We start from the raw sequence: 26,566 nt of genomic DNA on the forward strand, positions 1-26,566 counted from the left end.
GCCGACAGATGCCTGCGGCGGTCGGCGTCACACGGTGGCGGCCGAGGGCGACCGCCGGCCCGCGTCACGCGGTGGAGGCCGCCAGGGTGAGGCGGTGGGAGCGGACGACCGCGAGCACACATCCGACGAGGAGAGCCACCGCGAGGCCGGCCAGACCGCGCAGCGGCCCCGCCGTCACCGGCCCGGCGGTCAGGGCATGCGGCGGGACGCGCCCCTCGGGGTCGTAGACGACGGCCACCACGTCCCCCGGCCGGGTGCTCATCCCGCATCCCCGACCTGTGCGGACCTTCAGCGGTGCGCCGTCCCGGGCGACCACCGAGCAGCGATAGCCGGTACGGCCCGCGCCCTCCCGCCCACCGCCCTCGACGGACGTGACGACCATGGGTGCCACCCGCTCCCCGTCGATCGACACCACCTCCGCCGCCGCCTGCGGGGCCTGGAGGGCGAGACAGACGCCGAGGACCGCGACGATGCCGACCAGCGCCCGCCCGGCCCGCAGGAGAACGAGGTGCAGCACGAGGACTCCGGCGCACACGAGGCCCGCCTCACCACTGGCCAGTACGGGCATCCCGGTCCGGTCGCCCGCGACCCCGGCGCCCACGATCGACCCGGCTCCGAGCGTTCCGGCGAGAATCCCCTCCCCGACCAGTCGCCGGGGCGGCCATCCGACGAACTCGGCGGGCCCCCACACCGTGCTCCGCACGTACTCCGTCAGGTCCGGCTCCTGGACGGGCGGAGGACGATCCCACCGGCGCATAGCTGTACCACCCCCGGCAACTCGACTGTCAACGCCTCGTATCCTCCCGCTCGCGCGCGGACCGCGGCCTTGCCTCCGCCCGGAACAGATGACGTGGACAACGTTGCCGGAAGTCGGCAGCGAAGCGCCCCTCCGCGCCTCTCCGGGAACGAGAGGGATCCGCGACGCGCAAGTGACGGGACATCAAATGTCTTTACTTGAAAGGTAGTTGGACTCGCCGGCTCTCAGCCGCGGGGTCGTGCCGCCAAGGGCCTCGCCAGGAGAGCGCGCCCGCCGAGGCCGGCCAGGAGGAGTCCGGCCACCATGGCGACGAGGCAGAGCGCGGGGCCCGAGGACCAGTCGACGGCGGAGGCGCGGCAGGCCAGGACGACGGTCACGGCGACAGCGGTGCCCGGCAGGGCGGTCAGGGCCGGACCGGTGCGGCCGAGGTCGTCGTCGGCGAGCGCGCCGAGGACGCCGACACCGAGGGCCAGTGCCCATACTCCGAGCGCCTGCGCGTCGAGGCGGTTGACGCTCCACGGCACGAAGCCGGCCCAGAATCCGGGCCGGACCAGCAGGCCCGTACCGATGCCGAGCCACGCAGAACCGAGCACGGCCAGCGCCGGCTTCGACCAGCCGGGCAGCGGCGCGCCGCGCGGTCCGGGCGGCCGGCCGGGCGTGAGGTACTGCCGGGCGAGCGCGATCACGGCGCACACGCACAGCGTGCCGAGCACGAAGAGCCAGCCGAGGCTGAACAGCACCGGGACGATGGAGCCGCCCCGGGCCATGTACAGATGCCCCGCGTCGAGCAGGCTCACGGTGAACAGCCCGACCAGGACCACGGCCATCGGCCGGACCAGCGAGCGGGCCTCGTGCCAGGCGCGGGCCCGGGCCACCGCGAAGAGGCCGGGCGCCGTGCCGAGCATGGCCGCGCCGATCAGCCCCGGCGTCAGCGACTCGGGGGAGCGCCACGCGCCGAAGACGTGTCCGGTGAGGGCGACGGCCGCCAGCAGCCCGCCGACGAGGACACTGACCACGGCGACCGCCGTGGCCAGCATCGCCACCCCCGCGGTCAGCGGCCGCCCGCCCGCCGCGACGGGCTCGGGCCTGGTCGGGTCGGACGTGTCGGCCATGGTGACTCCGTTTCCGGACGAGGGGCACGAGGAGGTGAGCGGGGGAATCAGAAGGCCCACGGGGCTGCATGGCCCGCGCAGGGAGGGGCGAGAGGCTACGAGACCGTCGCCGGGACGCGGGGCGGCGAACCGGGCGTGGGCACGGCCCTCTTGAGGACCTCCCGTGCGTACATGACGCGCATGCTCACCATCAGGGTCGCCAGGAACGCCGTCACACCGCAGCCGATCGCAGCGCCCGCGGCCGGCGCCGTGAGCCCGTCGAGCCCCAGGGACCGTTCGAAGAGCGGGGCGGCCCCGACCGACAGCACCGGCGCCAGACACAGGGCCACCCAGTGCAGGCGCCACTCCTCCCGCGCCCAGAGGCGTCCTTCCCGGCCGGCGCGCCGGGCACGCAGAGCTATCACCGCGTAGGTGACGGCGTACGGCAGGAGATAGGCGAGCAGGAGCCGTCGCCCCTGGGCGCCGTGCTCCAGGGAGGCGCGCGCGATCCAGGCCAGCGCGGCCGCTCCGGCCAGGTGCGCGAGAACCAGAACGGGCACGGGGGCCCACGACCCGGTCACCCCGGCGACCTTCGTGCGCCGGTCGAGGGAACGCGAGGCGACCAGGGCGCCGAACGCGACGACCGAGCCCAGGTGCATGGTGGCCACCTGATTGATCTCGGCCATGGACAGTCCGGGCAGGATCAGCGGCAGGCCACCCCACTCGAACCGGAGCAGCGGGGCGGTCAGCAGGAAGCCGTAGCACAGGAGCATCCAGCGCTGGTGCAGGTCGGGAAACCCGCCGACGGCGGCGAGCACTCCGAACGTCACGCTCATCACGGTGCCCACCAGGATGGTGGCGAGCACGATCCAGAAGGCGGCGCCGCTGAAGGCGTCCCGGGGCGCCGTTCGCGCCAGGTACAGCCCGGCGCCCGCCATCGAGGCGTACACCGTGACCGCGAAGACCACTCCGAGGACCCGGTGCAGCCGCGTGCGCCGCCGTACGGCGGTGAGTACCTGCGCGGGCCCCAGCAGCATCAGCACACCGCCGAGCACCGAGTGCACGATCATCGGCACGAGGCTGTGGCGGTACGGCCCGATCCGGGTGGCCAGCGCGTCGGCCACGTAACGCGGCGAGACCACGTGGGCCAGGATCCACTCGCCGAACGCGGGCGCGCCGGGGCTCGCGTACGGCCACAGCTCGGTCATCGCGATCGGCGCGTAGCCCACGCACACGGCCGACACGGCGATGACGGCGAGGCGGCGCCAGGTGGTGCCCGTTGGACGACGCACGACGACTCCCTGCCCGTGGCCGCGACCCGGCCATCAATAGTCTCGTTTGGACTATCGAGACGGTAGGGCCGTCCTCGGCCGGGGTCAACGGTCTGGCGTGTCCTCGTCCCGGCGCTGCACCCACTGCCAGAAATCGATCATCATCCGCTCGTACCGGATTCCGAACTCCAGCGCGTCCCGATGTCCGCGCGTCAGCAACTCCCCCACCGTCTCGGCGAGTTCCTCGTACTGGCCCAGGGTCCTGCGGTGCTCCTCGTGCTGTACCGGGGCCAGCACGTCGGGCGGGCCGCCGAACCACAGCTTGAGAATTCCGCGCTCACGGGCCTCCACCGGGACGAACGCCGGGTCGTCGAGCCAGCCGCGCAGGGCGGCCCTGCCCTCGTCCGTCAGGGTCAGCACCCTGCGGTTGCGGCCGCTCTCCTGCCGCACCTGCGACAACAGACCGGCGTCGAGGAGACGGTCGCACTGCGCGTAGACCTGCGCGTGCGGCACCGACCAGAAGGGCGCGACCGTCCGCGCCGCCTCCCCCTTCACGTCGTACGCGCTGGCCTCGCCCAGCTTGTCGATGATGCCGAGGACGAGATACGAGGCGGTGGTCAACCTAGCGTCAGCCATGGGGCGACCGTATCGCCACGCGATCACCGCACGGCAGGGACCGCCGGGCACGGTCACCACCCGGCGGGCTCCGCCCGACGCGAAGAAGATCCGGGTGCCCGGCACAATGCGGGGTATACGGGCGATCACACCGCCGGCCGCACCTCGGGGCCGCGCGCCATCCGCACTAGGAGTTCCTGTGACCACCTACGTCATCACCGTTCCCGGGACGTTCGTCCGCGGGGCCTCGGACGCTTCCCGTGCCGATGTGGAACGCAGGCTTCGCCCCCAGGACCCGCAGAACACGGACCTGGGCGAGAGCGAGGAGCTGAGCCTGCTGTCCGTGGACGAGGACAACAGGTTCTCCGTCCGGCTCGAGGTCGAGGCGGCGGACCGAAAGAGCGCCGAGGCCGAAGCCGTGCGGCTCGTCTCCGGGGCGCTCCGGGACAGCGGCCTGTCCGCGGACGACGCCCCGCTGGGGCCGGCCGCGGTCACGGGCATCGACCGGGAGTTCTGATGGCGCGCCGCCGTGGCGTCCGCGTGGACGACGGCGGCACTCCACTATCGGCGGTACTGCCCAAACGTCCCGGCGGTAGGGCCCGCAGGTCCTTGCCCGGACGCTGCGGCGGTACGGGCTCGGAGACCGGGCCCGGTCGCCCTCAGACCGGACGCACGACGCTGTGGATGGCCGCCCGCCCGGCATACTCGACCGACTCCTCCGCGATCCGGGCTCCGGGGCTCGGCGCGTGGACCATCATGCCGTCGCCGACGTAGAGGCCGACGTGGCTCACGTTGGCGTGGAAGAAGACCAGGTCACCGGGCTGGATACCGGTGAGGGCGACCGCGGGGCCGGCCTGCGCCTGGTCCTGCGTCGCGCGGGGGAGCATGACCCCGGCACTCTTCCAGGCGGCCTGGGTCAGACCGGAGGGGTCGTACGAACCCGGTCCGGACGCTCCCCACACGCACGGCCTGCCGAGCTGCGCACGGGCGAAGGCGACCGCCTGCGCGGCCCTGCTGTCGGGTCCGGCGGCCTGCGGGGCGGCGGCGACGAGGCTGTCGATGTCGAACCCCGGGTTCGTGCCGACGGCCGCGGGCGCGGCGGGCCACAGCTGTTGCTGCTCGCCGGTCGTCCGCAACGACTGCCGGTATACGGCCGCGCGCGGCGCCGGCTCGTAGGCCGGAGGCTGGGGCGCAGGCTCGCTGACCGGAGGCATGGGGGCCGAAGCGTAGGCGGCCGCCCGGGGCGCGGGCTCGTACGCGGGAGGCTGGGGCGCAGGCTCGTACGCGGGAGGCGTCGGCGCCGGCTCGTACGCGGGAGGCGTCGGCGCCGGCTCGTACGCGGGAGGCGTCGGCGCCGGCTGATATCCGCTGGGCCGGGTCGCCGTCTCGTAGGAGAGAGGCAGGAGCACCGACCTGTACTCGGAGGCCGGGGGCGCCGCCTCGTACGAAAGCGGCAGGAGCACCGACTTGTACTCGGCGGTCGGAGGCGCCGGCTCGTACGCACGGGGCATGGAGCCTGTCTCGTACACACGAGGCATCGAGCCCGTCTCGTAGGCACGGGGCATCGAGCCCGTCTCGTAGGCACGGGGCATCGAGCCCGTATCGAAGACCTGGGGCGTGGGTTGCGCCTGGAACGCGGCGGGCTGGGGTGCCTGTTCGTACGCGGTGAGCTGGGGCGTCGGCTGGAACGCGGCGGGTCTGGGCGCCGACGCGAACGCCGCGGCCTGGGGCGCCTGTTCGTACGCGGTCGGCTGATACGCGGGTGGCTGAGCGGCCGGCTGATACGTGGCGGCCTGCGGGGCCGAAGCGTAGGACGGGAACCGGGGCTCCGCCACCGGGCGGTACTCGATCGCCGGCGGCTGCGGCTGCTGCGGGACGGGCATGCTCTGCCGGGCCGCGTGCCGCGCCATCAGCTCACGCGCGGCGGCGAGCTTGCGCCGGGCGGTCTGCTTCCTGCCGTGCAGCGAGGACTTCTGCGACGCGGCGGCCGGAACGGCCCCCGCCGGGAGCGCCGCACCGGCCCCCGTCCCGGCTCCCGGTACCGCCGGGGCACGATCGGCCATGGTCTCGGCCACCGGACCCGCGGTCAGTTCCAGGACGGGGCGCGCGGCGGGTTCAGAAGCGGGGCCGGCGGTCAGCTCTCGCATCGGGGCCGCCGTCAACTCGGCGACGGGGCGGACGATCTGCTCCAGCTCGTACACCGTCGGAAGGTCGGACGAGGAACCCCTGGAACCTCTCGCGGCCTCCTTCGGCCGGGCGCCTTCGCCGCCGCGGTCCGGCATCCTGTCGGCCGGCAGGATGGCCGGAGCCGAGGGGCCGAACCGGGAACGCGCCCCGTCGAACCACTGCCGCATCAGGTCTTCCTGGGCCGGATCGGAACCCCCGCCACCCTGGGCGGCGCCGCGCCGGGCCGGCCTGCTCTTCGAATTCGCCAAGGCGCGGGTCCCGTTGAAGTTACCGGTGGCTATCTCCGCCTGGTCGTAGAGGGACGAGAGCCGTCGGGCGACTTCTTCGCCACTGGGCGGGGTGCGTTCCGGCGCCATGGAGTGGTGCTCCTTCCGTCGTCCGCCTACCGGGTTAGCTGTCGGGTTCGGGCGGACGATTCCGGAAGGTATGCCCTACGACCCCTGCCCCGAAAGGCAGTTGGCCGATTCACCCCAGGTTCGGTGGGTCCCCGGCTCCCGCTGCCATAAGGACGGACGGGACTCGGCGGAGGCCGCACCGCCCGGCGGGCTTCGCCGGAGGGAGTCGGGCGGCCTGGTCGCCAACTTAGCCATGTTGTGCACCCGATGTGAAGATCGACGTCCCAGATGTCCGATACATTTTCGTGACCTTTATCGCACCACCCCGTAGCGCGACGGTGAGGACACACGCCGTGCTCGAAAAGGCGACTGAGCACGGCCGTTGGGGCCATCAGGACCGGCTCCGCGCCCTCGGGTCCGGCCCGGACCCGCGTCCGGCCGGCCCGCGCCGCTCCGCCCCGATTCCCGTCCGGCCGGCGGACTCGGCCCGACCCGGCCCGTCGGTCGCGCACCCGGCCGTCCCGGATGTGTCGGAAGTGTGCACAGAACTGGCGTTCCCTGGCATGTCGTTCGACATCGACGGTGCCAGTCGGTCACAGCTTGACCGGTTCTGGCCGAACTGGCCGGATGACTGCTGCGGTCACCTACCGGCCGTACCTTCGAGGCACGTCAGACCCCGAGCGAGTCGAGGATCCCCACGTGCACGATGCGCCGATCTACGCCCAACTGATCTCCGAACGCGGTGACATACCGACGCTCGTACGGAGCGAAGCCCGTCGGCTGCAACGCGACTTCGAGTGGATCCTCAGCTGGGATCCGTCGACCGGCGCCCCGCTTCCCACCTCCGCCGCGCGGCCGGCGTCCGGAGCGCGCCGCCCCCTCTCCCCCACCCCGAACCCCGACGACCGGCTCGACGCACGCGGCCCCTAAATCACATCCGGTTCCCCGCCCAACCGTTCGGCGGGGAGCGGGTCGAGGCCGCCGCCGATCCGGGTGACCAGGCCGGCGACCGTCGCGCTCGTGGCCCGGTGCCAGGTCCGCGCCCGCCGGAGCATCGCGTGATCGCCGCCCTCGACCCGCACGGCACTGGCGGAGCAGCCCGACTCCACGGCCCGGCGGACGAGAGCGAACGACTCCGCGGGGTCGGTGATCCGGTCCCGGTCGCCGTGCAGCACGATCACCCGCGTGTCCCGGAGGTGGGCCACGGGCTCACCCTCCGGACACCAGGGCGCCAGCGCCACCACTGCGCGGACCTGCGGTGCGGCCGCGGCCCGCAGGGCGGCACGGCCGCCCATCGAGTGGCCCACGAGCACGACCGGCACCTCCCCGACCAGGGCGGCGAGTTCGTCCAGCGCCCGCAGGACATCGGCGACGGGGTCGGCGTCCGCGCCGTTCCATCCCCGGTGGCGGTAGCGCACCTGCCCGACGAACGTGTCCTCGTCCGGCAGGGCCCGCGCCACGGAGCGCACGAACGGCCGCATCCGGGCACGCGCGACGTTCCACGGCCGCAACGGGGCCTTGCTGTCGGCGCTGCCACCGTGAAGGACCAGTACGGCCGCCCGCGTCGGACCCGACCCGGGCCGGGCGACGTGGCACGGCATCAGCGCCACGGGGGCACCGGTCACCCCGGACCGCGACACGTCATCGCCGGACATCCGCGCAGAGCCTCGCATGACACCTCTCCACCCGCTCGGCGCATCTCCGCGCCTCGCGATCGACCATGAGGAGGGATCGTCTCACCGGCCACGGCTCGTCCGCAGCCGGGCGGGTCGTGCACGGCAACGGCCGCACACCTTCAATCCGCGTTCTCGGGCCGTGCGCGGTAGCCGTTGCGCCACTCCTGGTAGAAGCGCCAGAGACGAGCGGCCTGCGGGCAGCGCCCCGACTCCCGCCGGCACGTACGGCAGTTGCCCACATGGCTCACATAGGCGGTCTCGGGGGCGTCCCGCCCCGGTTGCGGATTCGGCATGACCCTCGGCACCTGTCGGCGCGACGCCCCCGAGCGCGGCGTCGCTTCTGATGCCGTGCTTCCGCCCCGAGGGCCCCGGCGGATGCACCTGCCGAGGACCGATTCCCGGTCGAGGGGCACGATGCGCGTCAGTCGACGAGGCCGGCCTCGTACTCCTCCGTCGCCGGGAACGGCCTGCCGATCTCGGGCCTGCGGACCGTCAGACCGGCCACCTCGAAGTCCATCTCGGAGGCCCCGGGAGGTGGCGGCGGATGGTATCGCCCGGCGCACACGGACAGGTTGACGATGAGATGGGCGTGCCACGATCTGCCCACTCCGCGCCGGTCGTCGAAGACCCGGATCCCGTTGACCCACCACACCACGCGATGGGCGCCGAACTCGACCTTGAGGTCGACCCAGGCACCCGGCCGAATGACGTGGTTCCGGTAGTAGTGCTGGGTGTCGCGTACGTGGTTGGACAGTTCCAGCAGGTCCGGGTTGTCGGGGTGGTACTCGAAGACGTCGATCTCCTGACCGCCGTCCCGCCATGTCCAGACGGCGGGCCAGGCCCCGGTCACCGTCGGCAGTTTGACCCGCGTCTCCAGGACGTCCCCCGCTCGGACCATGAACCCGTCCACGCTGCCCTCGGTGGTCAGCAGGCCCGCGTCCCAGTCGCCGTCCGGTCTTCTGGTGGCCCGGAAGCGGCCCGCCCGGCAGTAGGCGGGGTCGGTCACCAGATGGTCGAGTTTCCCGTCGTCCGGATTGACCGGACCGCCGTCGGGATAGGCCCAGGAACGGCCCGCGACCCATTGCCGGGCCGAGGCGAAATCCGCCGTGAAGACGACATCGGACACGCGGCACTCCTCGATGACGGCGTTTCGCGTACGTCCCACGTTCTCCCCGGACCACCGGCATCCACGCACCGATCTCGACAACCCGCCACAAAACAACCCATCGGGGTGAACCGGCCGTACTCCGGCGCACGGCACGCGTGGTGTACGGCGCCCCGCGCACCGGTCCGGCCGCCTGCCTGGCCGGGCGGCGCGGACCGCGTTCCCGGCCAGGCTCCACCCGGCTACAGATACGGGCGGGTGATCAACTCGATCGCGTGGCCGGCCTGGTCCTTGAAGTACACGCCCCGGCCGCCGTGTTCGGTGTTGGTCTCACCCCGGCGCCGCATCTGGGGATCCGCCCAGTGCTCGATGTCCAGGTCGCGGAGCCGCCGGTACGCGCGGTCGAACAGCTCGTCGTCGATCAGGAACGCGTAGTGCTGCATCTGGATGTCCACCGGGGGCTCGGCGAACTGGAGCAGCACGCCGTCGGACAACTGGACGTTGACGAACGGCCCCCAGGAGGGCGCCTCGGGAAGTTCCAGCAGTTCCCGGAAGAAGCGCGCCGACTCGTGGCGGTCCTTGGCTGCGACGATGGTGTGATTGAAGGTGACTGTCATTCGGCTGACCTCGGCATCGCTCGGCACGGAAAGGGAATCTCGGTGCACGAGCGCTCGGAGGTCCGCGTGCCGGACAGGGACGGTGCCTTCGGGGCACCGACCGCGAGGTCAGCCCTCCACCGGATGGCCGATCCGTGTGTGGCGTGGCGCCGGTCCGGTGTTCACGTCGGGTGACCTTACGCGATCCGGGTTCTTGGCGAAAGCGTGAAAGCGGTGGCCGTGGATCACGTGAACGGCAGACTGGGCGCCATGACTTCACCGGATGCCAAGGCCGACCTTCACCGCTATCTCCAGTCGGCCCGTGACGCCCTGCTGTGGAAGCTCGAGGGTCTCTCGGAGTACGACGTCCGGCGCCCGTTCACTCCGACCGGGACCAACCTCCTCGGCCTCGTCAAGCACGTGGCGACCATGGAACTGGGCTACCTCGGCGACACCTTCGGCCGCCCGTCCGGTGAGCCGCTGCCCTGGCTGGAGCACGCCGCCGAGACGAACGGGGACATGTGGGTCACCGCCGACGAGTCACGCGCGTTCGTCGTGGGGCTCTACCGCCGGGCGTGGACGCACGCGGACGCGACGATCGACGCGCTGCCTCTGGAGACGACCGGCACGGTGCCGTGGTGGCCCGCCGGGAAGAACGAGGTGACGTTGCACCACGCGGTCGTCCGCGTGATCGCCGACACGCAGCGGCACGCCGGGCACGCCGACATCATCCGCGAACTCATGGACGGCGCCGCCGGGATGGACGAGAAGAACGACAGCCTCATGCCGGGCGACTCGGCGTGGTGGGAGGACTATCGGGCCCGGCTCGAGCAGGCGGCCCGGGACGCCGACAAGAACGGGTGACGTCCGGCCGTACGCACCGCGCCGACGGTCCGGGCGCCAAGTCCCTCAGGCCTCCGGCCAGGACCCGCGCCCGGCCAGGCCGAGGACGAGTGCGGCGATGTTCCACGCGTCGTCCTCGCCCCGGTGATGCCTGCCCTCCAGGGGCAGTCGGGCCAGACGCAGCGCCTGCGCCATCCCGGGCCGTCGCCGCAGTCCGTGCGCGGCGGTGAAGGCCGCCTTGGCGTTGGTGTGCCGGTGGCCGAAGGGGTACGGAGTCGCCGTGGCGGCGCACTGACGGGTGAACTGGTGACGGTCGTAGTCGCCCCAACTCGCCCAAGGCCGCTCACCCGCACGATGCCGCGCGGCCAACTCGCGGCAGGCCTCGGCGAATTCGAGGCCCTGCTCGACCTCGTCCTGCGTCAGCCCGGTGAGCTCCGTACAGAAGTCGCCGACGGTCGAGCGCGCGGGTCTCACCAGAATGCGGTGCTTCTCCACCCGGACGCCCTCGTCCAGATCGACGACCGTCAGACCGATCTCGATGATCTCGCTCACCGCTCCGGGCGGGGGCTCGCCGTCCCAGCAGGTGGCCTCGACATCGACGACGTTCAGTAGTCCCTGTGCGCTGTTCATGCGTGTGAGCGTAGAAGCGGGCGCACCTGGGCGTCACCGGCATTTCCGCTCCGCCGCACCGGCCGACCCAGACCTTCGCCGCACCGGCCGACCCAGACCTTCGCCGCACCGGCCGACCCAGGTCTCCGCCGCGCCTGTCGACCCCAGGTCTTCGGCACGGCCGCCTGCCCTGGTCTTCGGCGCGGCGGCAGTCGGACCGCGGGTCAGGGGCGCGGCCAGGGGCGTCCGCCGATGCGCTCGATGTCGGTGTTGAAGCGCCGGAGGTAGGAGGCGAAGGCGGCGATGTCCTCCTCCGGCCAGTCGGCCATGACACGGTCCAGGGAACTGACGAGCCCATCCCGCTCCTCGTCGAGAAGCCGCGCCCCCTCGTCCGTGATGCGGAACTTGCGGGCCATGCCACCGTCGGGGTCGGGGATCCGCTCGACCAGCGCGGCGCGCATCGCCGCCGCCGTCTGCCGGTTGAGGGTGGAGGCGTCGAGACCGAAGGCGTCGCTCAGTTCACCGATCGACATCGGCCCCTGGATCCGGATACGGCTGAGCAGGATGTAGGCGCTGCGCTCCAGGACACCGTCCTTGGTTCGGCCGCCTCTGTGGTTCATCCATCCGTGGCGGCTGAGCAGCATCTGCTCGTACTCGACCTCGTGTGTGGGCCTGACCATCCGCCTGCTGCCTCCCGCCGTCATCTGAGCCGCGCGTCCCGCGCGAAGCGGTGCGGCCCGGCTCCATGCTCCCACATACCCATGCACAAGCCATATCGCATGTATGAGCCACATCACATGCGCAATACATAGGACATGTACGATGCACATCCCTTGCCCCGACAGACAGACCCCGAGGAGTCCCCATGGACGCCCCCCAGCCTTCCGCCCGAGCGGGAGGCGTGGTCGCCACGCTCGCCCTCGCCGGCACCGTGGCGGCGATCATGCAGACACTGGTCACTCCGCTCATCGCCGAGCTTCCCCAGATACTGCACACCACCCCCGCGAACTCCGCCTGGGTGATCACCGTGACCCTGCTGGTCGCCGCGGTCTGCGTCCCGGTCTCCGGCCGCCTGGGCGACCTGCTGGGCAAGCGGCGCATGCTGATCGCCTGTTCCGTCCCGCTCGTGGTCGGCTCCGTCGTCTGCGCACTCTCCTCGTCCGTCGTCCCGATGATCGTCGGACGTGGCCTCCAGGGAATGGGCATGGGCATGGTGCCGCTGGGCATCGCCCTGCTGCGTGACGTGGTGCCCGCGGAGAAGCTGAGCTCCTCCATCGCGCTGGTCAGCGCGTCGATGGGCATCGGCGGCGGCCTCGGCCTGCCCATCTCCGCCGCGGTCGCCCAGTACGCGAACTGGCGTGTGCTGTTCTGGGGCTCGGCGGTCCTCGCCGTGGCGATCGGAACCCTGATCTGGTTCCTCATCCCGGACGTGCCGGCCGGCGCCAAAGGTCAGCGCTTCGACGTCCTCGGCGCGCTCGGTCTCGGCGCGGGCCTGGTCTGCCTGCTCCTCGGGGTCTCCAAGGGTGCCGACTGGGGCTGGGGTTCCGCGATGACCGTCGGGCTGTTCACCGCCGCCGTGGCGCTCCTGATCGCCTGGGGCGCCTGGGAGATGCGCACCAAGGACCCGCTGATCGACCTGCGCACCACGGCCCGCCCCCGGGTCCTGCTCACCAACGTGGCCTCGATCTTCGTCGGCTTCGGCATGTACGCCAGCATGCTGATCATCCCGCAGCTGCTCCAGTTCCCCGAGGCCACCGGCTACGGCCTGGGCCAGTCGATGCTCGCGGCCGGCCTGTGGATGGCCCCCGGCGGCATCATGATGATGATCGTCTCGCCGCTCGGCGGGAAGCTGACGGACGCCCGCGGCCCCAAGTTCACGCTGGTCTGCGGCGTCCTCGTCATCGCTCTCGGCTACGGGCTGGCGCTGGCCCTCATGGGCTCGCCCTGGGGCCTCATGCTGACCGGCATGGTCATCAACAGCGGCGTCGGCCTCGCCTACGGTTCGATGCCGGCCCTGATCATGAGCTCGGTCCCGCTCTCCGAGACCGCCGCCGCGAACGGCTTCAACACGCTGATGCGCTCACTGGGCACCTCGGTCGGCTCGGCGGTCGTCGGCGTCATCCTCGCCCAGATGACGACCTCCGCGGCTGGCTACACCTTCACCTCCGAGGGCGGGTTCCGCACCGGCCTCGTCGTCGGCGGCTGCGTCGCCCTGGTGGCCGCCGCCATCGCCGCGGTCATCCCGGCGGCCCGCGCCGCCGCCGGAGGCGACAGGACCGGCCCGACGGCCACCCCGGAGACGGCCGCGGCCACGGCCTGACGCCCGGACCCCGCCCGTACCGGTTCCGGCGACCCACGGTCGCCGGAACCGGTACGGGCACGCCTGCTCACGGGACGCCGTCCGTGAGCCGTGGTGAGCCCGTGGGAGCCGTGCCGGTACGCCGGGCGCGAAGAGCTTCGACCGGCTCGTCCGACGGAGCGCGCACGCCCCCGCTCACGGTCGGCCGAGGCCTCTACGGTGCCCCCGCAGCGAGAACCGCCGTCGGCCGGCCCAGGTAGGTCAGTGGCCCCGGGTCGTTCACGGGGATCTCGTGGAAGCCGAGACGGTCGTAGAACGCCCGCGCGGATCTGTTCGCGGTGACCATGCCCAGGTGGACCATGGACACCCCACGGCCGTGCAGGGCCGCGAGGAAGGTGTTCATCAGCGCTCTTCCGTGGCCGCGCCGCTGGAAGGCGGGCAGCAGGTCGATGTGCAGGTGCGCCGGATAGCCGGTGAGTTCGGGCAGGATCATGCGCTCGGGGGTGTGCAGCAGCCCGACCATCACCTCGCCGGGCGTGCGGGGCGGCGTGGTGGGCTCGGGGTAGCGGTGCGCGACGCTCGGGATCCAGGTGTCGCGGAACCGCGCGACGAACTCCGCGGTGTCGGCCGTGCCGACGACATAGCCGACGGCCCGGCCGTTCCCGTCGTCGAGGACGAAGGCCAGTTCCGGCTCCAGCCGGCAGTAGGGCGCGGCGAAGAGGGTCGGCATCAGCTCCTCGTCGGGATACAGGCCCCGCGAATCACCTCCCTCGTCCGCGGTGCTCACGCACACGTCGGCGACGGCGGCACGGTCGGTGGGCCGGTAGGCGCGAATGATCGGCGATGGGTCCATGACCGGCATCCTGACGCCTTGGGAGCGCTCCCACAAGAGGTCCCACCCGGACGTGCCGGAAGCACCTCCACGGGATGCGGGAGACGACCGGAACCGGGGCCGGACGGTGAGCGCGGGGCGCCGCTTGATGCCATGCTGAAGTACCGGATCATGACCTGGGAGCAGGGAACGACGGCAGCGTGAGGACAGTGGCACGGCCGAATCGAGCGGCGGTCTGGAACCGGTTCGTGGCATCCGACCCGGGCCTGCTGCGGCTCATGGCCGGACTGCGGACGGTCGGCGCCATCGCTCTCACTCTCGTCGCCCTCGCCCTGCGCGGAGCCGGTCCCAGCCTCATGGTGAGCGGAGCCATGACCGCCATGGTCGCCACCTTCTCCATCAAGGAGAAGCACCGCGGCGAGCAGGCCGTGACCCTGGCGCTCGGACTGCCCGTGGCGATCACCTCGATGTCCCTGGGCGCCCTGCTGAGAAACCATACGGTCGCGGGCGACGCGTGCTTCGTCGCCCTCATCTTCACCGCGGTCTACTGCCGCCGGTTCGGTGACCGCGGCACGGCGCTCGGGCTGATCGCCTTCCAGATCTACTTCCTGTCCCTGTTCGGCGGAGCCTCCTACTCCACCCTTCCCGAGCTGTGCGCGGCGCTGGCCGTCGCCTTCGCGTGCAGTGCCGTGGTGCGCTTCGGCCTGGTCGCCGAGTCGACCGAGCGGGTCCTCAGACGGCTGCGCAAGGCGTTCCGGGCCCGCGTGGCGCAGCTGGTCTCGGTCCAGATCGACCTGCTCGACGCGGGTCCCGACGACGTCGAGAAGGCGCTGGACGACGTACGGCTGCACACCGCGCGGCTGCACGAGAGCGCGTTGATGATCCAGGACCGTCTGGACGAGGGAACCAGCGACAGCGCGACCGCCTCGCTGCTCCAGCGGCGCGTGGCCGAGACCGAGATCGCCGCCGAACGGCTCGGCATCCTCATCCTCACCGCGCGCAGCGCCGAACAGGCCGACACGCTCGCACTGCACCTTCCGGACGCGCCGCTGCCCGCACCGGGTGACCGGCTCCAGGAGCGCGACGACACCATCGCGACACTGCACCGCGATCTCGAAGCCCTGCGGGTGCTCGTGGCCGGTCCGGTCTCCGGTGGGCGCGGCGCCGGGGCGGCCCAGCTGCGCAACCGGCTGCTCGGCTACCGGGACGAGAAGAATCTGCCGTATGCCCCGGCGGCCGTCCAGGACGTCTTCCGCGGCATCGGGGAGGCGGCCCGTGCGGCCCTCGGCCTGCGGCTGGCACTCGACGGCACGGAGGACGAGGCCGACGAGTCCCCGGAGACGAAACGTTCCCGCGAGGAGCTGGACGCCGAGGACGTCTCCATCGCCGCCGAGGGCGAGGAACAGGACGAGCCCCACCCCACGGGTCTTGACCGGCCCACGACCCGGGCCGCCGTGCAGGTGTCCGTGGGTTCGACCCTGGCCATCGTCGGCGGGGAACTGCTCTCACCGCAGCGGTGGTACTGGGCGGTGCTGACCTGCTGGGTCGTCTTCCTGAACACCTCGTCGACCGGGGAGATCCTGGTCAAGGGCTATCGCCGGCTGCTGGGAACGGTCCTCGGCGTCGTCGCGGGTGTCATCCTGGCGGGTGTGGTGGGCAACCACACGTGGACCGCGTTCGCGCTGGTTCTGCTGTTTATCTTCGCCATGTACTTCACCGCCCCGGTGTCGTACGTCCTGATGTCGTTCTTCGTGACGGCGATGCTGGGGCTGCTCTACACGGTGCTCAACACCTACAGTCCGGCGGTGCTCGTCCTGCGGATCGAGGAGACGGCGCTCGGCGCCGTCTGCGGGATGGTCGCTGCCGTCGTGGTCCTTCCGGTGCAGACCGACCGCCGTACGGACGAGCTCCTCGCCACCGTGCTCGTCCGGCTCGGGGACGTCACCGGCGCGGCGGTGGAGCAGCTGAGCGGCGGGATCGCCCTCAATCTGCTGGATCAGGCCCGCGATCTCGACACGGCGCTGGACAAGCTGCGGGGCTCCACCAAACCGCTGACCCATCCGATCACTCCTTGGCGGGCCCGCCGTCGGACCGCCCGCTACGTCGTCGCGCTGCTGGAGACGTGCGCCTATCACGCGCGGTCGCTGGCGGCGACAGCCGAACTCCTCCCGTACAGCAAGTCGGTCGCGGCCGACCCCCGGCTCAAACTGGCGGGCCGCCGGATCAGCCACAACATCGACGCGCTCGTCGCCCGGGTCGCGAACGACTCCGCGAACGGCGTGGCGGAGACCGGGGCGAGCCTCGCCGCCATGCTGGAGCCGCAGGCCCCTGATTCGCCCCGCCACGACCGGGTCACGGGCCGGGTCCTGCGGCATCTTCAGCGTCTGGACGAAGGCGTGATCGGTCTGGCGCGGCCACTGGGCGTACGGATCTCGACGCCCGAGAAGAAGACGGCCCGGAGCGCGGCACAGTAGTCACGGCGGGCACGTCGTACGGGTGACCGCGGCGAGGGCGTGACGCGGCGCCGGAGCCGTGACTCCGGCGCCGTGCGGTGCTCAGCCCACGTTCCACAGGAACCGGTGCGTGTGGATCCCGAAGTAGGGGAACGACTGCACCTGCCGGACGCCTTCGAGCTGCCGTACGACGTCGTTGACGAAGTCCAGCAGATCCCGCGGCCCCGGGCAGACGACCTCGGCGAACAGGTCGAACCCACCCGAGGTCAGCACCGAATAGACGACCTCGGTCCGTTCGGCCAGCGCGTCGGCGACCGTCCGCGGGTCGCCGTCCACGGCGATGCCGAGCAGCGCCATCGCCTGTCCGCCCATGCCCATCGGATCGGTCACGCCGACGACCTGGACCGCCTGCGAGTCGAGCAGGCGTTGCAGGCGCTGGCGGGCCGCCGACGCGGACAGCCCGACCTTGGGGCCGAGTTCGGCATAGGCGATACGGCCGTCGATCTGCAGTTCACGCAGGATGGCCCGGTCGATCTCGTCCACGCTGTTCCTCTCCGGCTGACCGGTCCAAGGTTATCGGCGCCGTTTCAGCCCGCCAGTTCGGCCAGGGCGGCGGCGAAGACCTCGGTGTGCCGGTCGACGTCCTGCTCGGTGGTCGCCGGGCACATGAGCGCCATGTTGTGGAACGGGGTCAGCAGGATGCCCCGGTTGGCGAGATACAGATGGAGGAAGTCCTCCAGCTCCGTGTCGGCCGCCGCGGCCGATTCCGTTCCGGTACGCGGCGCGGGATCGGCGAACCGGTATTCCGTACGGGCTCCGAGCCGGCTCACCGACCACGGCAGGCCCCAGGCGTCGATGCCCGCCCGCACACCGGCCTCGAAGCGCTCGGAGAGCTTCGCCATCGTGTCGAACGCGGCGTCGGTGAGGACGTGTTCCAGGGTCGCGCGGGTCGCCGCGGTGGAGAGGGCGTTTCCGGCGAGGGTGCCGCCGACGCCGCCCATGTCGACCAGGTCCAGATCGGCGCGGCCGAGCAGCTTGTCGGCGAGTTCGGCCGAGAGCCCGTAGGCGCCCGCCGGGATCCCGCCACCGATCGCCTTGCCGATGGTGAGCATGTCCGGCTCCAGGTTCCAGGCGGCGGTGCAGCCACCGGGCCCGGCGGAGAAGGTGTGCGTCTCGTCGTTGATGAGGAGGGTGCCGTACCGGCGCGTCAGGGCGCGGACGCCCTCCAGATAGCCCGGCTCGGGCAGCACGATGCCGATGTTGGTGAGCGCGGGCTCCATGAGGACGGCGGCGACGTCGCCGTGGGCGAGTTCGCGCTCCAGCTGCGCCAGGTCGTTGAACTCCGCGACGCGGCTGGTGAGCGTGACGTCGCAGGGCGCGCCGACGTTTCCGGGGCGGGCCGCGCCGTGTCCGTCCGGGCCGACCACGATCAGCGACTCGTCGACGCTGCCGTGGTAGCTGTAGCTGTTCACCAGGATCTTCGGGCGGCCGGTGACCGCTCGTGCCAGACGGATGGACCAGCGGTTGGCGTCGGTCGCGGTGAGCGAGAAGCTCCAGCGCGCGAGCCCGAAGCGGCGGGTCAGTTCGGCACCCACCCATTCCGCGTCCTCGGTGGGCAGCATCGCGGTCGCGCCGCCGCTCTCGGCGAACCGGGTCCGGACCGCCTCGGCCACCACCTCGGGTGAGTGACCGGCCATCGCTCCCGTGTCGCCGAGACAGAAGTCGATGTACTCGTGGCCGTCGATGTCGGTGACACGGGCGCCGCGCGCGCTGTCCAGATAGCGCGGGAAGGCCCCGGCGGTCTTGTTCATCCAGGTCATCGGGACCCTTCCGAACAGGTGCTCCGCGCGCTCGTACGCGGCCCTGGACCGCGGGTTGCGGCGCTCGGCCTCGGCGCTCTCACGGGCCAGGAGCTGCTGAAGGCGAGTGCGGTCCATCGAGGGCTCCTCTGTCGGTGAACTCGGTCGGCGAACGCGGTCGACGACGTTCAGGACGGCGTGTACGACGACGTGTTCGGCGAGCGGATTCCGCAAGAGTACGAACGCATACGGCGCTGAAGCAAGGCCTGACAATCGATTCAGCCGTTCGAGCAACAGATTCGAGCGTCCGAATGCCGTGTGTTCGCCTGGCGCGGGTGGCGCGGACCGGAGGCCGGTCCGCGCCACCCCGGGCGCCAGAGAACGGCTACCGGTCGGCCTCCGCCCACACCCGGTCGGCGTAGTCCAGGAAGTTCCTGCCGAGGATCTTCTCGATGCGCTCCGAGCCGAAGCCGCGCGCCTCCAGAAGCCGGACGAGCTCGCGGAACTGGTCCACTCCGCGCAGATCGAGAACGAAGGGAAGCGTGTCGTCGCGCTCCCCCGCCGCGCCGACACCGGCCTCACGCCGCAGGGCCACGTGCTCGGCGAGATGTGCGCGGTATGCGTCGAGGTCGTCGATGGACGTCACGGTGCCGTCGGTGCCGATGCCGACGTGGTCCTCGCCGCACACGTCGACCGCGTGGACGATGTGCTCCACGACGTCCGCGGCGGTGGCATGGCCCGAGACGTTCAGGAAGGGCATGAAGTAGATGCCCACGAAGCCGCCGCGCGAGGCCACCAGGCGCAGTTCCTCGTCCGTCTTGTTGCGGGGGAGATCGGCGAGCGCCCGGCACCCGGTGTGGTTGATCGACACGGGGCGCCGCGCCACCTTGGCGGCCTCCAGACACGTGCGCTCACCACTGTGGGAGAGGTCGACCATGAGGCGGTGCTCGTCGAGGGCCTCCACGACGCTCCGGCCGAAGTCGGTCAGGCCCCGGTTCTCCGGCGCCATGGAGCCGTCGCCGATGTGATTGGCCTGGTTGTACGTGAGCTGGACGACCCGGACGCCGAGGTCGGCGAAGGTGGCGATGCGCCCGGTGTCCTCACCCACCGCGACGGCGTTCTGGAAGCCGTAGACGACACCGATCCGGCGCTCCTCCCGGGCCCGGCGGATGTCCGCGGCCGTACGGACCTTGAGCAGGTCGGCAGCGTTGTCACGGATGATCCCGTCCCAGACGTCGATCTCGTGCAGGGTGTGCTCGTAGGGCGGCAGATCACCCATCGTGTAGCCGAGCGTGATGTTCACGGCGGTGAGGCCGGAGGCGTGGGCGTCGGCCAACGTGCGATCGTCGACGGTCAGTTGCTCGCTGGACGGGTTGAGCTGGGCGGCGGCCTCGGCCGACTGGGGAGCGTTCGGATTGTCGAGCTGCCCGAGCGCGTTGATGATCATGGGGAGGTCGGTCATCGGGTCTCCTCGACAGGGTGGGTGGCATCGGCGGGGCGGGCCGCGGCGGCGGGTTCGGCCGGAGCGGGCTCCTCGGTCCCGGGGTGCTCGGCGCCCTCGGGCCGCCCGGCACCCGAGTCGTCGCCCCCGAAGTCCCCGCGTTCGAAGCGCCGGCCGCGCTTGACGGTCAGTGCGACGCTGCGCAGGTTCGCGATGTCCAGCAGCGGATCGTCCTCCAGGACGACGAAGTTGGCGAGCTTGCCCACCTCGACGCTGCCCATGACGTCCTCGGCGCCGGCGCTGCGGGCACCGATCAGCGTGGCCGAGCGCAGCACCTGCGCGGGCGACATCCCGCAGCGCCGCACGAGGAACGCCAGTTCCTCGAAAAGGGCGGGGAACGGGTCTCCGGGGTCGGTCTCGTAGTCCGTGCCGGTCGCGATCTCGACGCCGGCGCGGTGGGCCTGGGCGGTGAGCACGGCGGCGAGTTCGGTGTTGGCCGCCGCGCGCTCGGCGTCCTCGGGCCCCTCGCCCGCGAGGGCCTCGCTCGCCCACATGCCCGCGGTCGCGTCGAGGACCGTATCCCGTCGCCGCATCAGGGCGAAGAGTTCCTCGATACGGGGGTCGTCGCCGTCGGCGAACCGCTCGTGGTCGACCTTCGGCTTGGTCTTGTAACTGGTCAGCGGTTCGTCCGTGCCCTCGAAGGCGAGCAGGGTGACATGGGAGACGCTGTCCGCGCCGGCCGCGACGATCTCGCCGGGCGAGGCAGGGAAGATGGTGGCGTGGGCCCAGACGGGGACGCCCTGGCGGTGCGCCTCCGCGGTGATCGCGGCGACGGTGGCGTGGTCGAGATCCGCGTACACCTTGATCGCGGAGGCATGGGTCCCGCGGGCCAGCGCGACGGCGATCCGCAGGTCGGTGTCCGCCGTGATCGCCTGCATCCACGGAACGGCGCCGGGCGTCTCGCCCTGGGACACCTGATGGGTGCGCGGGTCGTCGAAGAAGCCGGGTCCCGCCATCAGCGCGGCGTAGCGGATGTCGGGGCCGGGGATCTCGCCGACGAGCGTCGCCCGCGCGAGGTCGCCCACCTGGCGCAGGTCGTCGGCCATGTCCCGGATGGCGGTGACCCCGCTGTGGACGAGCCGGCGCAGCACGGCCTCGGCGGCGGGACGGTCGGGTGGCGTCGCGATGTGCTGGTGGGCGTCGATCAGACCGGGGATGACGAAGCGACCGTCGAGATCGAAGACCTGGGCGTCGGCGGGCAGGTTCGCGGCGATCCGGTCATCGTCGCCGACGGCGAGGATGACCGGGCCGTCGATCACGATCGACGTCGACCTCCGGGCCGGGCCGCCGGTGCCGTCGAACAGTGTCGCGCCGCGGTACACCGCGACGGTTCCCTTCACCGCGGGCGCGTGCGGGGCCGGTGCGCCCGAAGTCTCGTCCGTCATCTTCACCTCAGTGGTAGCTCTGTCCGGGTCGGCGGCGGCTTCCGTCCGGGGCAGCGGCGCTGTTCCGGACCGGTGGGCCGCTCGATCGATCTTGTTACGCTCTACGTAACATACGTATCGTCTCTCGCAACATGCGCTACCGTACGCTCGCAGCTCACGACGTCACAAGGAGGGGCCGGAATTGCCCGAGGCACCCCGCACCGCGGTGGACAAGGCTCTGGACCTGGTCGAGGCCGTGGCCCGCGCGTCCCAGCCGCCGCGTCTCACGGACCTCGCCGAGGAGGTCGGCCTGCATCGCGCGACCGCCTACCGCGTGCTCGTCGATCTGGTCCGGCGCGGCTGGGTGCTGCGGGCCGGCGACCGCTATCTGCCCGGCACGGCGGTGCTTCAGCTGTCGTCCTCGGCGGCGAGGAACTCGCTCGGCGCGCTGGCACGGCCGGTTCTCGCGGCACTGTCCGAGCACACGGGCATGATGGTCAACCTTCAGGTGCCCGAGGTCGACCGGTCCCGTGTGATCGACGTCGTGCGCCCCGACCGTCTGGCGATGATCAGCAGTCTGACCGGGCAGGCCCTGCCCGTTCACCGGTTCGCCGGTCCGCTCGCCCTCGTCGCGACGCTCACCCCCGCCGACCGGGTCCCCTACCTGCGCGCCGCGGAGGAGTCCGGGTATCCGCTGGAGGGACCCGGCGGGCTGCTGGCCGACATCGAGGACGCCGAACGCACCGGATTCGCCGTCGAGTACGGGCGCAACGAACAGCCGGTCGCCTCGCTCGCCCGCGCCGTCGTCACCCGTCCGGGCGCGCCCGTCTGCGCCCTCACCCTGGTCGGCCTCGGCACCGACTTCGACGAGGCCCGGCTCCCCGTCCTGCGGGAGGGGCTGCGCGAGGCGACGGACGAACTGGCGCGGATCCTCTCCGGCCCCTCTCCCTCCCCCTCCCCGTCCACCGAAGGCCCGGCATGAGCGAGATCCTCTTCCTCGACGGGGCGCGGACGCGCGCCGCACTCGATCCGCACCGCGTCCTGGACGCCGTGGCCACGGCACTCGTCGCCATCGGCCGGGACGAGGTCTCCGTACCGCCGCGGATCGCCGCGCACACCCCGCACGGGCTCCTCGGCGCGATGCCAGGTCATGTGCCCGGTCTCGGGCTCGCGGCCAAACTGGTCTCCGTGTTCGCCGACCCGGAGCGGCCCGGTCGCAGCAGTCACCGGGGCATCGTCGCGCTCTTCGACGAGACCGACGGCCGCCCCCTGGCCCTGATGGACGCGGAACCCCTCACCGAGATCCGTACCGCGGCGACCGCCACACTGAGCGCCCGCGCCCTGGCCCGTCCGGACGTCACCGAGGTCGCCGTCATCGGAACAGGCGCCCAGGCACGCGCCCAGATCACGCTGCTCGCGGCCGTGGACCCCGAGACCCCCGTCCGCGTCGCGGGCCGCGATCCCGAGCGGGCCGGGAGCGCCGCCGCGCTCCACCCCGCAGGCCGGGTCGCGCGGAGCATCGAGGAGGCCGTGCGCGGGGCAGGCACCGTGTTCTGCTGCACCGGCGCCGTACGTCCGGTGATCGGCCGCTCATGGCTGGCCCCCGGCACGCACATCAGCTCGGTGGGCGGCTCCCACGGGCCGGAACTCGACGCCGACACCGTCCGGGACGCCACCCTCTTCGCCGAGTGGCCCGGCGCGGCCACGACCCGGCCCCCTTCCGGCGCCCACGAACTTCAGGACCTCCCGCCCGGGCGACGCGTGACGCTCCTCGGCTCGGTCCTGGGCGGCGAACACCCCGGCCGGCGCGACGACGGCGAACTCACCCTGTTCAAGTCGACCGGCCACGCCGCCCTCGACGTCGCGGCGGCCCACGTCGCCGACGCCGTGGCCCGCGCCGAGGGACGGGGCACCCGCATCGCCATGTGAGCGGGCGACCCGAAGGCACCGACGCGGGTGCCCGCGGCGGCGCCACCCGTGGGCCACGCCTGCCCGTGGATTTCCTCCCCCGGATCGACCATGCTGAAGGGTGCTTCCACCGGTCCTGGAGAGACCGCGGGCCCGGCGGAGCAGGACGCGAAGGGAGGCCGGCAGCCCATGGGACGGACCGGAGCGAACGGCGGAGTACGGGAGCGGCTGGGCAGCGCTCTGTTCACCCGGGTCGCGGGCCCGGACGGGCCGGAGAACCGCGCCCGAATCCACGGCACTCCCGGACCCCGCTGGTTCGGCCCGGACCGCCCCATCCGCACCGTCCACGGGGACGCGTCGATGTTCATCGGCGGCCTGTCCGCGCTGCTGCTCCAGTCGCTCCACCCGCTCGCCATGGCCGCCGTCTCCGCGCACTCGGGCTTCCGCGGGGACCCCTGGGGAAGGCTCCAGCGCACCAGCACCTTCCTCGCGGTGACGACGTACGGGACCGCCGACACCGCCCAGGAGGCCTGCGACCGGGTACGGGCCGTCCATCAGCAGGTGCGCGGTGTGACCGCGGAGGGCACGCCGTACCACGCGGCGGATCCGCACCTCCTCTGCTGGGTCCACGTCGCGGAGGTCGACAGCTTCCTGCGCGCGCACCGGCGGTACGGGGCGCGGCCGCTGTCCGGGGCCGACTACGACGCGTACGTGGCGGACACCGCTCGCGTCGCCGCCGCGCTCGGTGTCCTGGACCCGCCCACGAACCGTGCCGAGCTCGCCGAGCGGCTGGCCTCGTACAAGGGCGAGGTGCGGGCGACCCCCCAAGCACGCGACGCCGCCCGTTTCCTCCTGCTGAACCCGCCGGTGCCGCTCATCGCCCGCCTGCCGTACGGGGTGCTCGCCGCGAACGCGGTGTCCCTGCTGCCCCCTTGGGCCGCCGCCGAACTGCGGCTTCCCCGGCTCCAGTTGGTGGACAGTGTGTGCGTACGCCCACTCGGCTGCGCCTTCACCTCGGCCGTGCGCTGGGCGATGGCACCGCAGCGCGCCCGAACCGTCGAAGCGGTCACGTCGGGAACCCCCGGGTGAGAGGCGCCCGCACCGGCACCCTCTGACGTCCCTCTCCCGACGGCACACCGGCCCGGCACCAAGTCCGTCAAATCAGCACACAGCGGGGTCCCGGGCCGAAAGACTGTGCGTGTGCTGAGAAATCTGCCGGCGGTTCCTCCCGGTTTCGTCGGTCGCCTGGGAGAACTGGCTTACCTGGACGACGCGTTGCGCGACGAGCGGGTCGTGACACTGACCGGGGCCGGCGGTGTGGGCAAGAGCCGGCTGGCGCTGGAGGCGGCGGACCGGATTCTGCGCGCGGGAGAGCGGGGCGTGGCGTGGGCCGACCTGTGGCCGCTGCGGGACGACCGGCTGCTCGTCGCGTCCGTGGCCGACGCGGTGGACTTCGCGGACCACACGACGAACCAGGCGCTGCACTCCCTGATCGACTGGCTGGCCGCCCGGGACGCGCTGCTCGTCCTGGACTCCTGCGAGCACCTAGTCGACCCGTGCCGCCGTCTGGTCGCCCGCCTCGTCGCGGCCTGCCCGCGCCTGACCGTCCTCGCGACGAGCCGGGAGCCGCTCGGTGTCCCCGGTGAACACGTCGTCGCCGTAGGACCGTTGCCGCCCGCCACGGACGCCGTGGAGATGTTCCGTCTGCGCGCGGCGGCGGCCGGCACCCCGTTGTCCTCCCCGGCGGACATGGTGGCCGTCGCCCGTCTGTGCGCACGGCTCGAAAGCATGCCGCTGGCAGTGGAGTTGATCGCGGGACAGCTGGCGCACCGTACGGTCGAGGAGGTCGAGCTGGAGCTCGGCCCGCGCCTGGACATCACGGCGGACGGCACGCTCCCCGGGCCGCCGCGCCACCGGGCGGTACGGACGACGATCGGCTGGAGCCACGAACTGTGCGCGCCCGCCGAACGCCTGCTGTGGGCAAGGATGTCGGTGTTCCGGGAGCCGGTGGACGCACGCACCGTACGCCTCGTGTGCGGCGGAGGTCCGCTCCCCGCGGACGAGATCGACCTGGCGCTGGCGGGCCTGTCGAGGAAATCGGTGCTGTCGCACGCCGACGGCGAGTACCGGATGCTCGACACCGTCCGGGACTACGGCCGCATGTGGCTCGACCGGGTGGGCGAGAGCCACGAATCGGCGGACCGGCACGCCTGGCATTTCCTGGGGATGGCCCGCGACGCCCAGGACGGCTGGCTGGGAGAGCGGCAGGCGAGCTGGTACAAGCGGCTCGGCTCGGCGCACGCCGATCTGTGCGCGGCGCTCGACCATCTGCTCTCCGGACGACCGGACGACGCGCTCGAGTTGATCGGTCTGCTCACCTTCCCGTGGAGTTGCTGCGGACACCTCAGGGAGGCAGCGGCGTACCTGGAGGACGCCCTGGCACTGTCCGCCGCGTCCGGACCGGTCAGGACACGGGCGCTGTGGGCACTGGGTATCACCCGCGTGCTGCGCGGCGAGCACGAACACGCGGGGCGGCTGGCCGCGTTCTGCCGGGACCGCGCGGAACTCCAGGAAGACGTCGGGGGAACCCTGCGCGCCGCCTATCTCCTGGGCCTGACCCATCTGTTGCTGGGGCGGCCCATGGCGGCCAGGCACGAGGTCGAGACGGCTCTGCGCGGAGCCGGCGGAACGGCGTTCACCTCCGCGGGACACATCATGTGCGGGCTGGTCCGGGTGTTCGCCCTCACCGCGGAGGGACTCCTGGACGAGGCACGCCGGGAGGCGGAGGAACTGCGACGGGGCTGTGCCGCCCGCGGCGAGTGGTGGACACGCTCGTACACCGACTACCAGCTGGCGCTCATCGCCCTCTTCGAGGACCGCGCGGAGGACGCGACCGCCCACGCCCTGTCGATGCTGGACGGCAAGCGGCACATCGGTGACAGTTTCGGCATCGCGCTCGGCCTGGATCTGCTGGCCTCCGCACTCGCCGCGCAGGGGGCGGGCGAACGGGCGGTCGCGGCGTACGGGGCCGGGGAGACGTACTGGGGCGCGGTGGGCCATCCGCAGCGCGGCACGCCCGAGCTGGGCCCCGTACGCGAACGCTACGAGGACACCGCCCGCTCCCTCCTCGGCGACGACGGTTACGAACAGGCGCTGCTGCACTCGGCGCTCACCGACCCCGAGACGATCCTGCACCGCCTCCTGGACGGCCCTCGCCGGGGCTTCTGACACCGGTTCGCTGCATCCGGTGGGGTGCTCCGCGCCGAAGCACGGGTGAGCCCGGTGGACCGGCCGGGTGCCCGACGGCTCCGGAATCGAGGCGAGG

General features: G+C 72.2%; 24 protein-coding genes, 1 pseudogene and 1 riboswitch. Of the genes and pseudogenes, 9 read left to right on the top strand and 16 right to left on the bottom strand.

The window, feature by feature from the left end; genetic code table 11:
- Positions 1–64 precede the first annotated feature (64 nt).
- From ABZV42_RS04535 to ABZV42_RS04550, 4 genes are all read right to left on the bottom strand, one after another.
- Positions 65–757 (bottom strand): hypothetical protein, encoded by a 693-nt coding sequence (locus tag ABZV42_RS04535; RefSeq protein ID WP_356050893.1) that lies wholly within the window; start codon positions 755–757, stop codon positions 65–67.
- A gap of 224 nt (positions 758–981) precedes the next feature.
- Positions 982–1,869, bottom strand: coding sequence for a hypothetical protein (locus ABZV42_RS04540; RefSeq protein ID WP_356050894.1), 888 nt, complete (start codon positions 1,867–1,869; stop codon positions 982–984).
- A 95-nt stretch (positions 1,870–1,964) separates the two neighbouring features.
- Positions 1,965–3,140, bottom strand: coding sequence for a DUF2306 domain-containing protein (locus ABZV42_RS04545; protein ID WP_356050896.1), 1,176 nt, complete (start codon positions 3,138–3,140; stop codon positions 1,965–1,967).
- Between the two features lie 84 nt (positions 3,141–3,224).
- The gene (locus tag ABZV42_RS04550) at positions 3,225–3,755 is read right to left on the bottom strand and encodes a PadR family transcriptional regulator (RefSeq protein ID WP_356050897.1); all 531 of its coding nucleotides are present in this window, start codon (positions 3,753–3,755) and stop codon (positions 3,225–3,227) included.
- Positions 3,756–3,933: 178 nt separating this feature from the next.
- On the opposite strand from ABZV42_RS04550, the gene ABZV42_RS04555 reads away from it, so the two are divergent.
- Positions 3,934–4,251, top strand: coding sequence for a hypothetical protein (locus tag ABZV42_RS04555; protein ID WP_355989957.1), 318 nt, complete (start codon positions 3,934–3,936; stop codon positions 4,249–4,251).
- Positions 4,252–4,393: 142 nt separating this feature from the next.
- Here the strand turns inward: ABZV42_RS04555 and ABZV42_RS04560 are convergent.
- Positions 4,394–4,750 (bottom strand): annotated as a pseudogene (locus ABZV42_RS04560) (C40 family peptidase); the annotation flags it as partial.
- Positions 4,751–6,284: 1,534 nt separating this feature from the next.
- A riboswitch (cyclic di-AMP (ydaO/yuaA leader) is annotated at positions 6,285–6,456 on the bottom strand.
- Between the two features lie 499 nt (positions 6,457–6,955).
- On the opposite strand from ABZV42_RS04560, the gene ABZV42_RS04565 reads away from it, so the two are divergent.
- Entirely contained in the window at positions 6,956–7,186 is a 231-nt protein-coding gene (locus tag ABZV42_RS04565; protein WP_355989959.1) for a hypothetical protein, read from the top strand.
- Here the strand turns inward: ABZV42_RS04565 and ABZV42_RS04570 are convergent.
- The 4 genes from ABZV42_RS04570 to ABZV42_RS04585 form a co-directional block, all read right to left on the bottom strand.
- Positions 7,183–7,929: an alpha/beta fold hydrolase gene (locus ABZV42_RS04570; protein ID WP_355989960.1), complete on the bottom strand. Its 747-nt coding sequence runs from the start codon at positions 7,927–7,929 to the stop codon at positions 7,183–7,185. The genes ABZV42_RS04565 and ABZV42_RS04570 overlap by 4 nt on opposite strands.
- A gap of 122 nt (positions 7,930–8,051) precedes the next feature.
- Positions 8,052–8,225 (bottom strand): hypothetical protein, encoded by a 174-nt coding sequence (locus ABZV42_RS04575; RefSeq protein ID WP_355989961.1) that lies wholly within the window; start codon positions 8,223–8,225, stop codon positions 8,052–8,054.
- A gap of 128 nt (positions 8,226–8,353) precedes the next feature.
- Entirely contained in the window at positions 8,354–9,058 is a 705-nt protein-coding gene (locus tag ABZV42_RS04580) for a beta-glucanase (RefSeq protein WP_355989962.1), read from the bottom strand.
- A gap of 221 nt (positions 9,059–9,279) precedes the next feature.
- Positions 9,280–9,654, bottom strand: coding sequence for a VOC family protein (locus tag ABZV42_RS04585; RefSeq protein WP_355989964.1), 375 nt, complete (start codon positions 9,652–9,654; stop codon positions 9,280–9,282).
- A gap of 249 nt (positions 9,655–9,903) precedes the next feature.
- Here ABZV42_RS04585 and ABZV42_RS04590 point away from each other — a divergent pair, with 249 nt between their 5' ends.
- A complete protein-coding gene (locus ABZV42_RS04590; protein WP_355989966.1) occupies positions 9,904–10,497 on the top strand; it encodes a DinB family protein in 594 nt (197 codons plus the stop codon).
- Positions 10,498–10,542: 45 nt separating this feature from the next.
- On the opposite strand, the gene ABZV42_RS04595 is transcribed toward ABZV42_RS04590, so the two are convergent.
- Both ABZV42_RS04595 and ABZV42_RS04600 read right to left on the bottom strand, forming a co-directional pair.
- Positions 10,543–11,106 (bottom strand): 3'-5' exonuclease, encoded by a 564-nt coding sequence (locus tag ABZV42_RS04595; RefSeq protein ID WP_355989968.1) that lies wholly within the window; start codon positions 11,104–11,106, stop codon positions 10,543–10,545.
- Between the two features lie 203 nt (positions 11,107–11,309).
- Positions 11,310–11,765: a MarR family transcriptional regulator gene (locus ABZV42_RS04600; RefSeq protein WP_355989970.1), complete on the bottom strand. Its 456-nt coding sequence runs from the start codon at positions 11,763–11,765 to the stop codon at positions 11,310–11,312.
- A gap of 185 nt (positions 11,766–11,950) precedes the next feature.
- Between ABZV42_RS04600 and ABZV42_RS04605 the strand changes: the two genes are divergently transcribed.
- Positions 11,951–13,405, top strand: a complete 1,455-nt coding sequence (locus tag ABZV42_RS04605; protein ID WP_355989972.1) for an MFS transporter — start codon at positions 11,951–11,953, stop codon at positions 13,403–13,405.
- Positions 13,406–13,598: 193 nt separating this feature from the next.
- Here the strand turns inward: ABZV42_RS04605 and ABZV42_RS04610 are convergent, their stop codons facing one another.
- Complete coding sequence (locus ABZV42_RS04610) at positions 13,599–14,237, bottom strand: GNAT family N-acetyltransferase (RefSeq protein ID WP_355990139.1); 639 nt, start codon at positions 14,235–14,237, stop codon at positions 13,599–13,601.
- Positions 14,238–14,494: 257 nt separating this feature from the next.
- Between ABZV42_RS04610 and ABZV42_RS04615 the strand changes: the two genes are divergently transcribed.
- A complete protein-coding gene (locus ABZV42_RS04615; protein ID WP_355990200.1) occupies positions 14,495–16,690 on the top strand; it encodes an FUSC family protein in 2,196 nt (731 codons plus the stop codon).
- An 81-nt stretch (positions 16,691–16,771) separates the two neighbouring features.
- Here the strand turns inward: ABZV42_RS04615 and ABZV42_RS04620 are convergent, their stop codons facing one another.
- The 4 genes from ABZV42_RS04620 to ABZV42_RS04635 all read right to left on the bottom strand — a co-directional run bounded on the left by ABZV42_RS04620 (position 16,772) and on the right by ABZV42_RS04635 (position 21,354).
- Positions 16,772–17,212 carry an Lrp/AsnC family transcriptional regulator gene (locus ABZV42_RS04620; protein WP_355990140.1) on the bottom strand — a complete coding sequence of 147 codons (441 nt, stop codon included), beginning with the start codon at positions 17,210–17,212 and terminating at the stop codon, positions 16,772–16,774.
- Between the two features lie 44 nt (positions 17,213–17,256).
- Positions 17,257–18,606 carry a transaminase gene (locus tag ABZV42_RS04625; RefSeq protein ID WP_355990142.1) on the bottom strand — a complete coding sequence of 450 codons (1,350 nt, stop codon included), beginning with the start codon at positions 18,604–18,606 and terminating at the stop codon, positions 17,257–17,259.
- 247 nt (positions 18,607–18,853) lie between these two features.
- On the bottom strand, positions 18,854–19,930 hold the full coding sequence (locus ABZV42_RS04630) for a membrane dipeptidase (RefSeq protein WP_355990145.1): 1,077 nt from the start codon (positions 19,928–19,930) through the stop codon (positions 18,854–18,856).
- Entirely contained in the window at positions 19,927–21,354 is a 1,428-nt protein-coding gene (locus ABZV42_RS04635) for an amidohydrolase family protein (RefSeq protein WP_356050898.1), read from the bottom strand. The genes ABZV42_RS04630 and ABZV42_RS04635 overlap by 4 nt, the downstream gene beginning before the upstream one ends.
- A gap of 181 nt (positions 21,355–21,535) precedes the next feature.
- On the opposite strand from ABZV42_RS04635, the gene ABZV42_RS04640 reads away from it, so the two are divergent.
- The 4 genes from ABZV42_RS04640 to ABZV42_RS04655 all read left to right on the top strand — a co-directional run bounded on the left by ABZV42_RS04640 (position 21,536) and on the right by ABZV42_RS04655 (position 26,469).
- On the top strand, positions 21,536–22,315 hold the full coding sequence (locus ABZV42_RS04640; protein ID WP_355990151.1) for an IclR family transcriptional regulator: 780 nt from the start codon (positions 21,536–21,538) through the stop codon (positions 22,313–22,315).
- The gene (locus tag ABZV42_RS04645) at positions 22,312–23,262 is read left to right on the top strand and encodes an ornithine cyclodeaminase family protein (protein ID WP_355990154.1); all 951 of its coding nucleotides are present in this window, start codon (positions 22,312–22,314) and stop codon (positions 23,260–23,262) included. The genes ABZV42_RS04640 and ABZV42_RS04645 overlap by 4 nt, the downstream gene beginning before the upstream one ends.
- Positions 23,263–23,430: 168 nt before the next feature.
- Entirely contained in the window at positions 23,431–24,330 is a 900-nt protein-coding gene (locus tag ABZV42_RS04650) for an oxygenase MpaB family protein (protein ID WP_355990156.1), read from the top strand.
- A gap of 111 nt (positions 24,331–24,441) precedes the next feature.
- A complete protein-coding gene (locus ABZV42_RS04655; RefSeq protein WP_356050899.1) occupies positions 24,442–26,469 on the top strand; it encodes a regulator in 2,028 nt (675 codons plus the stop codon).
- Positions 26,470–26,566 lie beyond the last annotated feature (97 nt).

This window comes from Streptomyces sp. NPDC005281 (assembly GCF_040607495.1).
GTDB lineage: Bacteria > Actinomycetota > Actinomycetes > Streptomycetales > Streptomycetaceae > Streptomyces.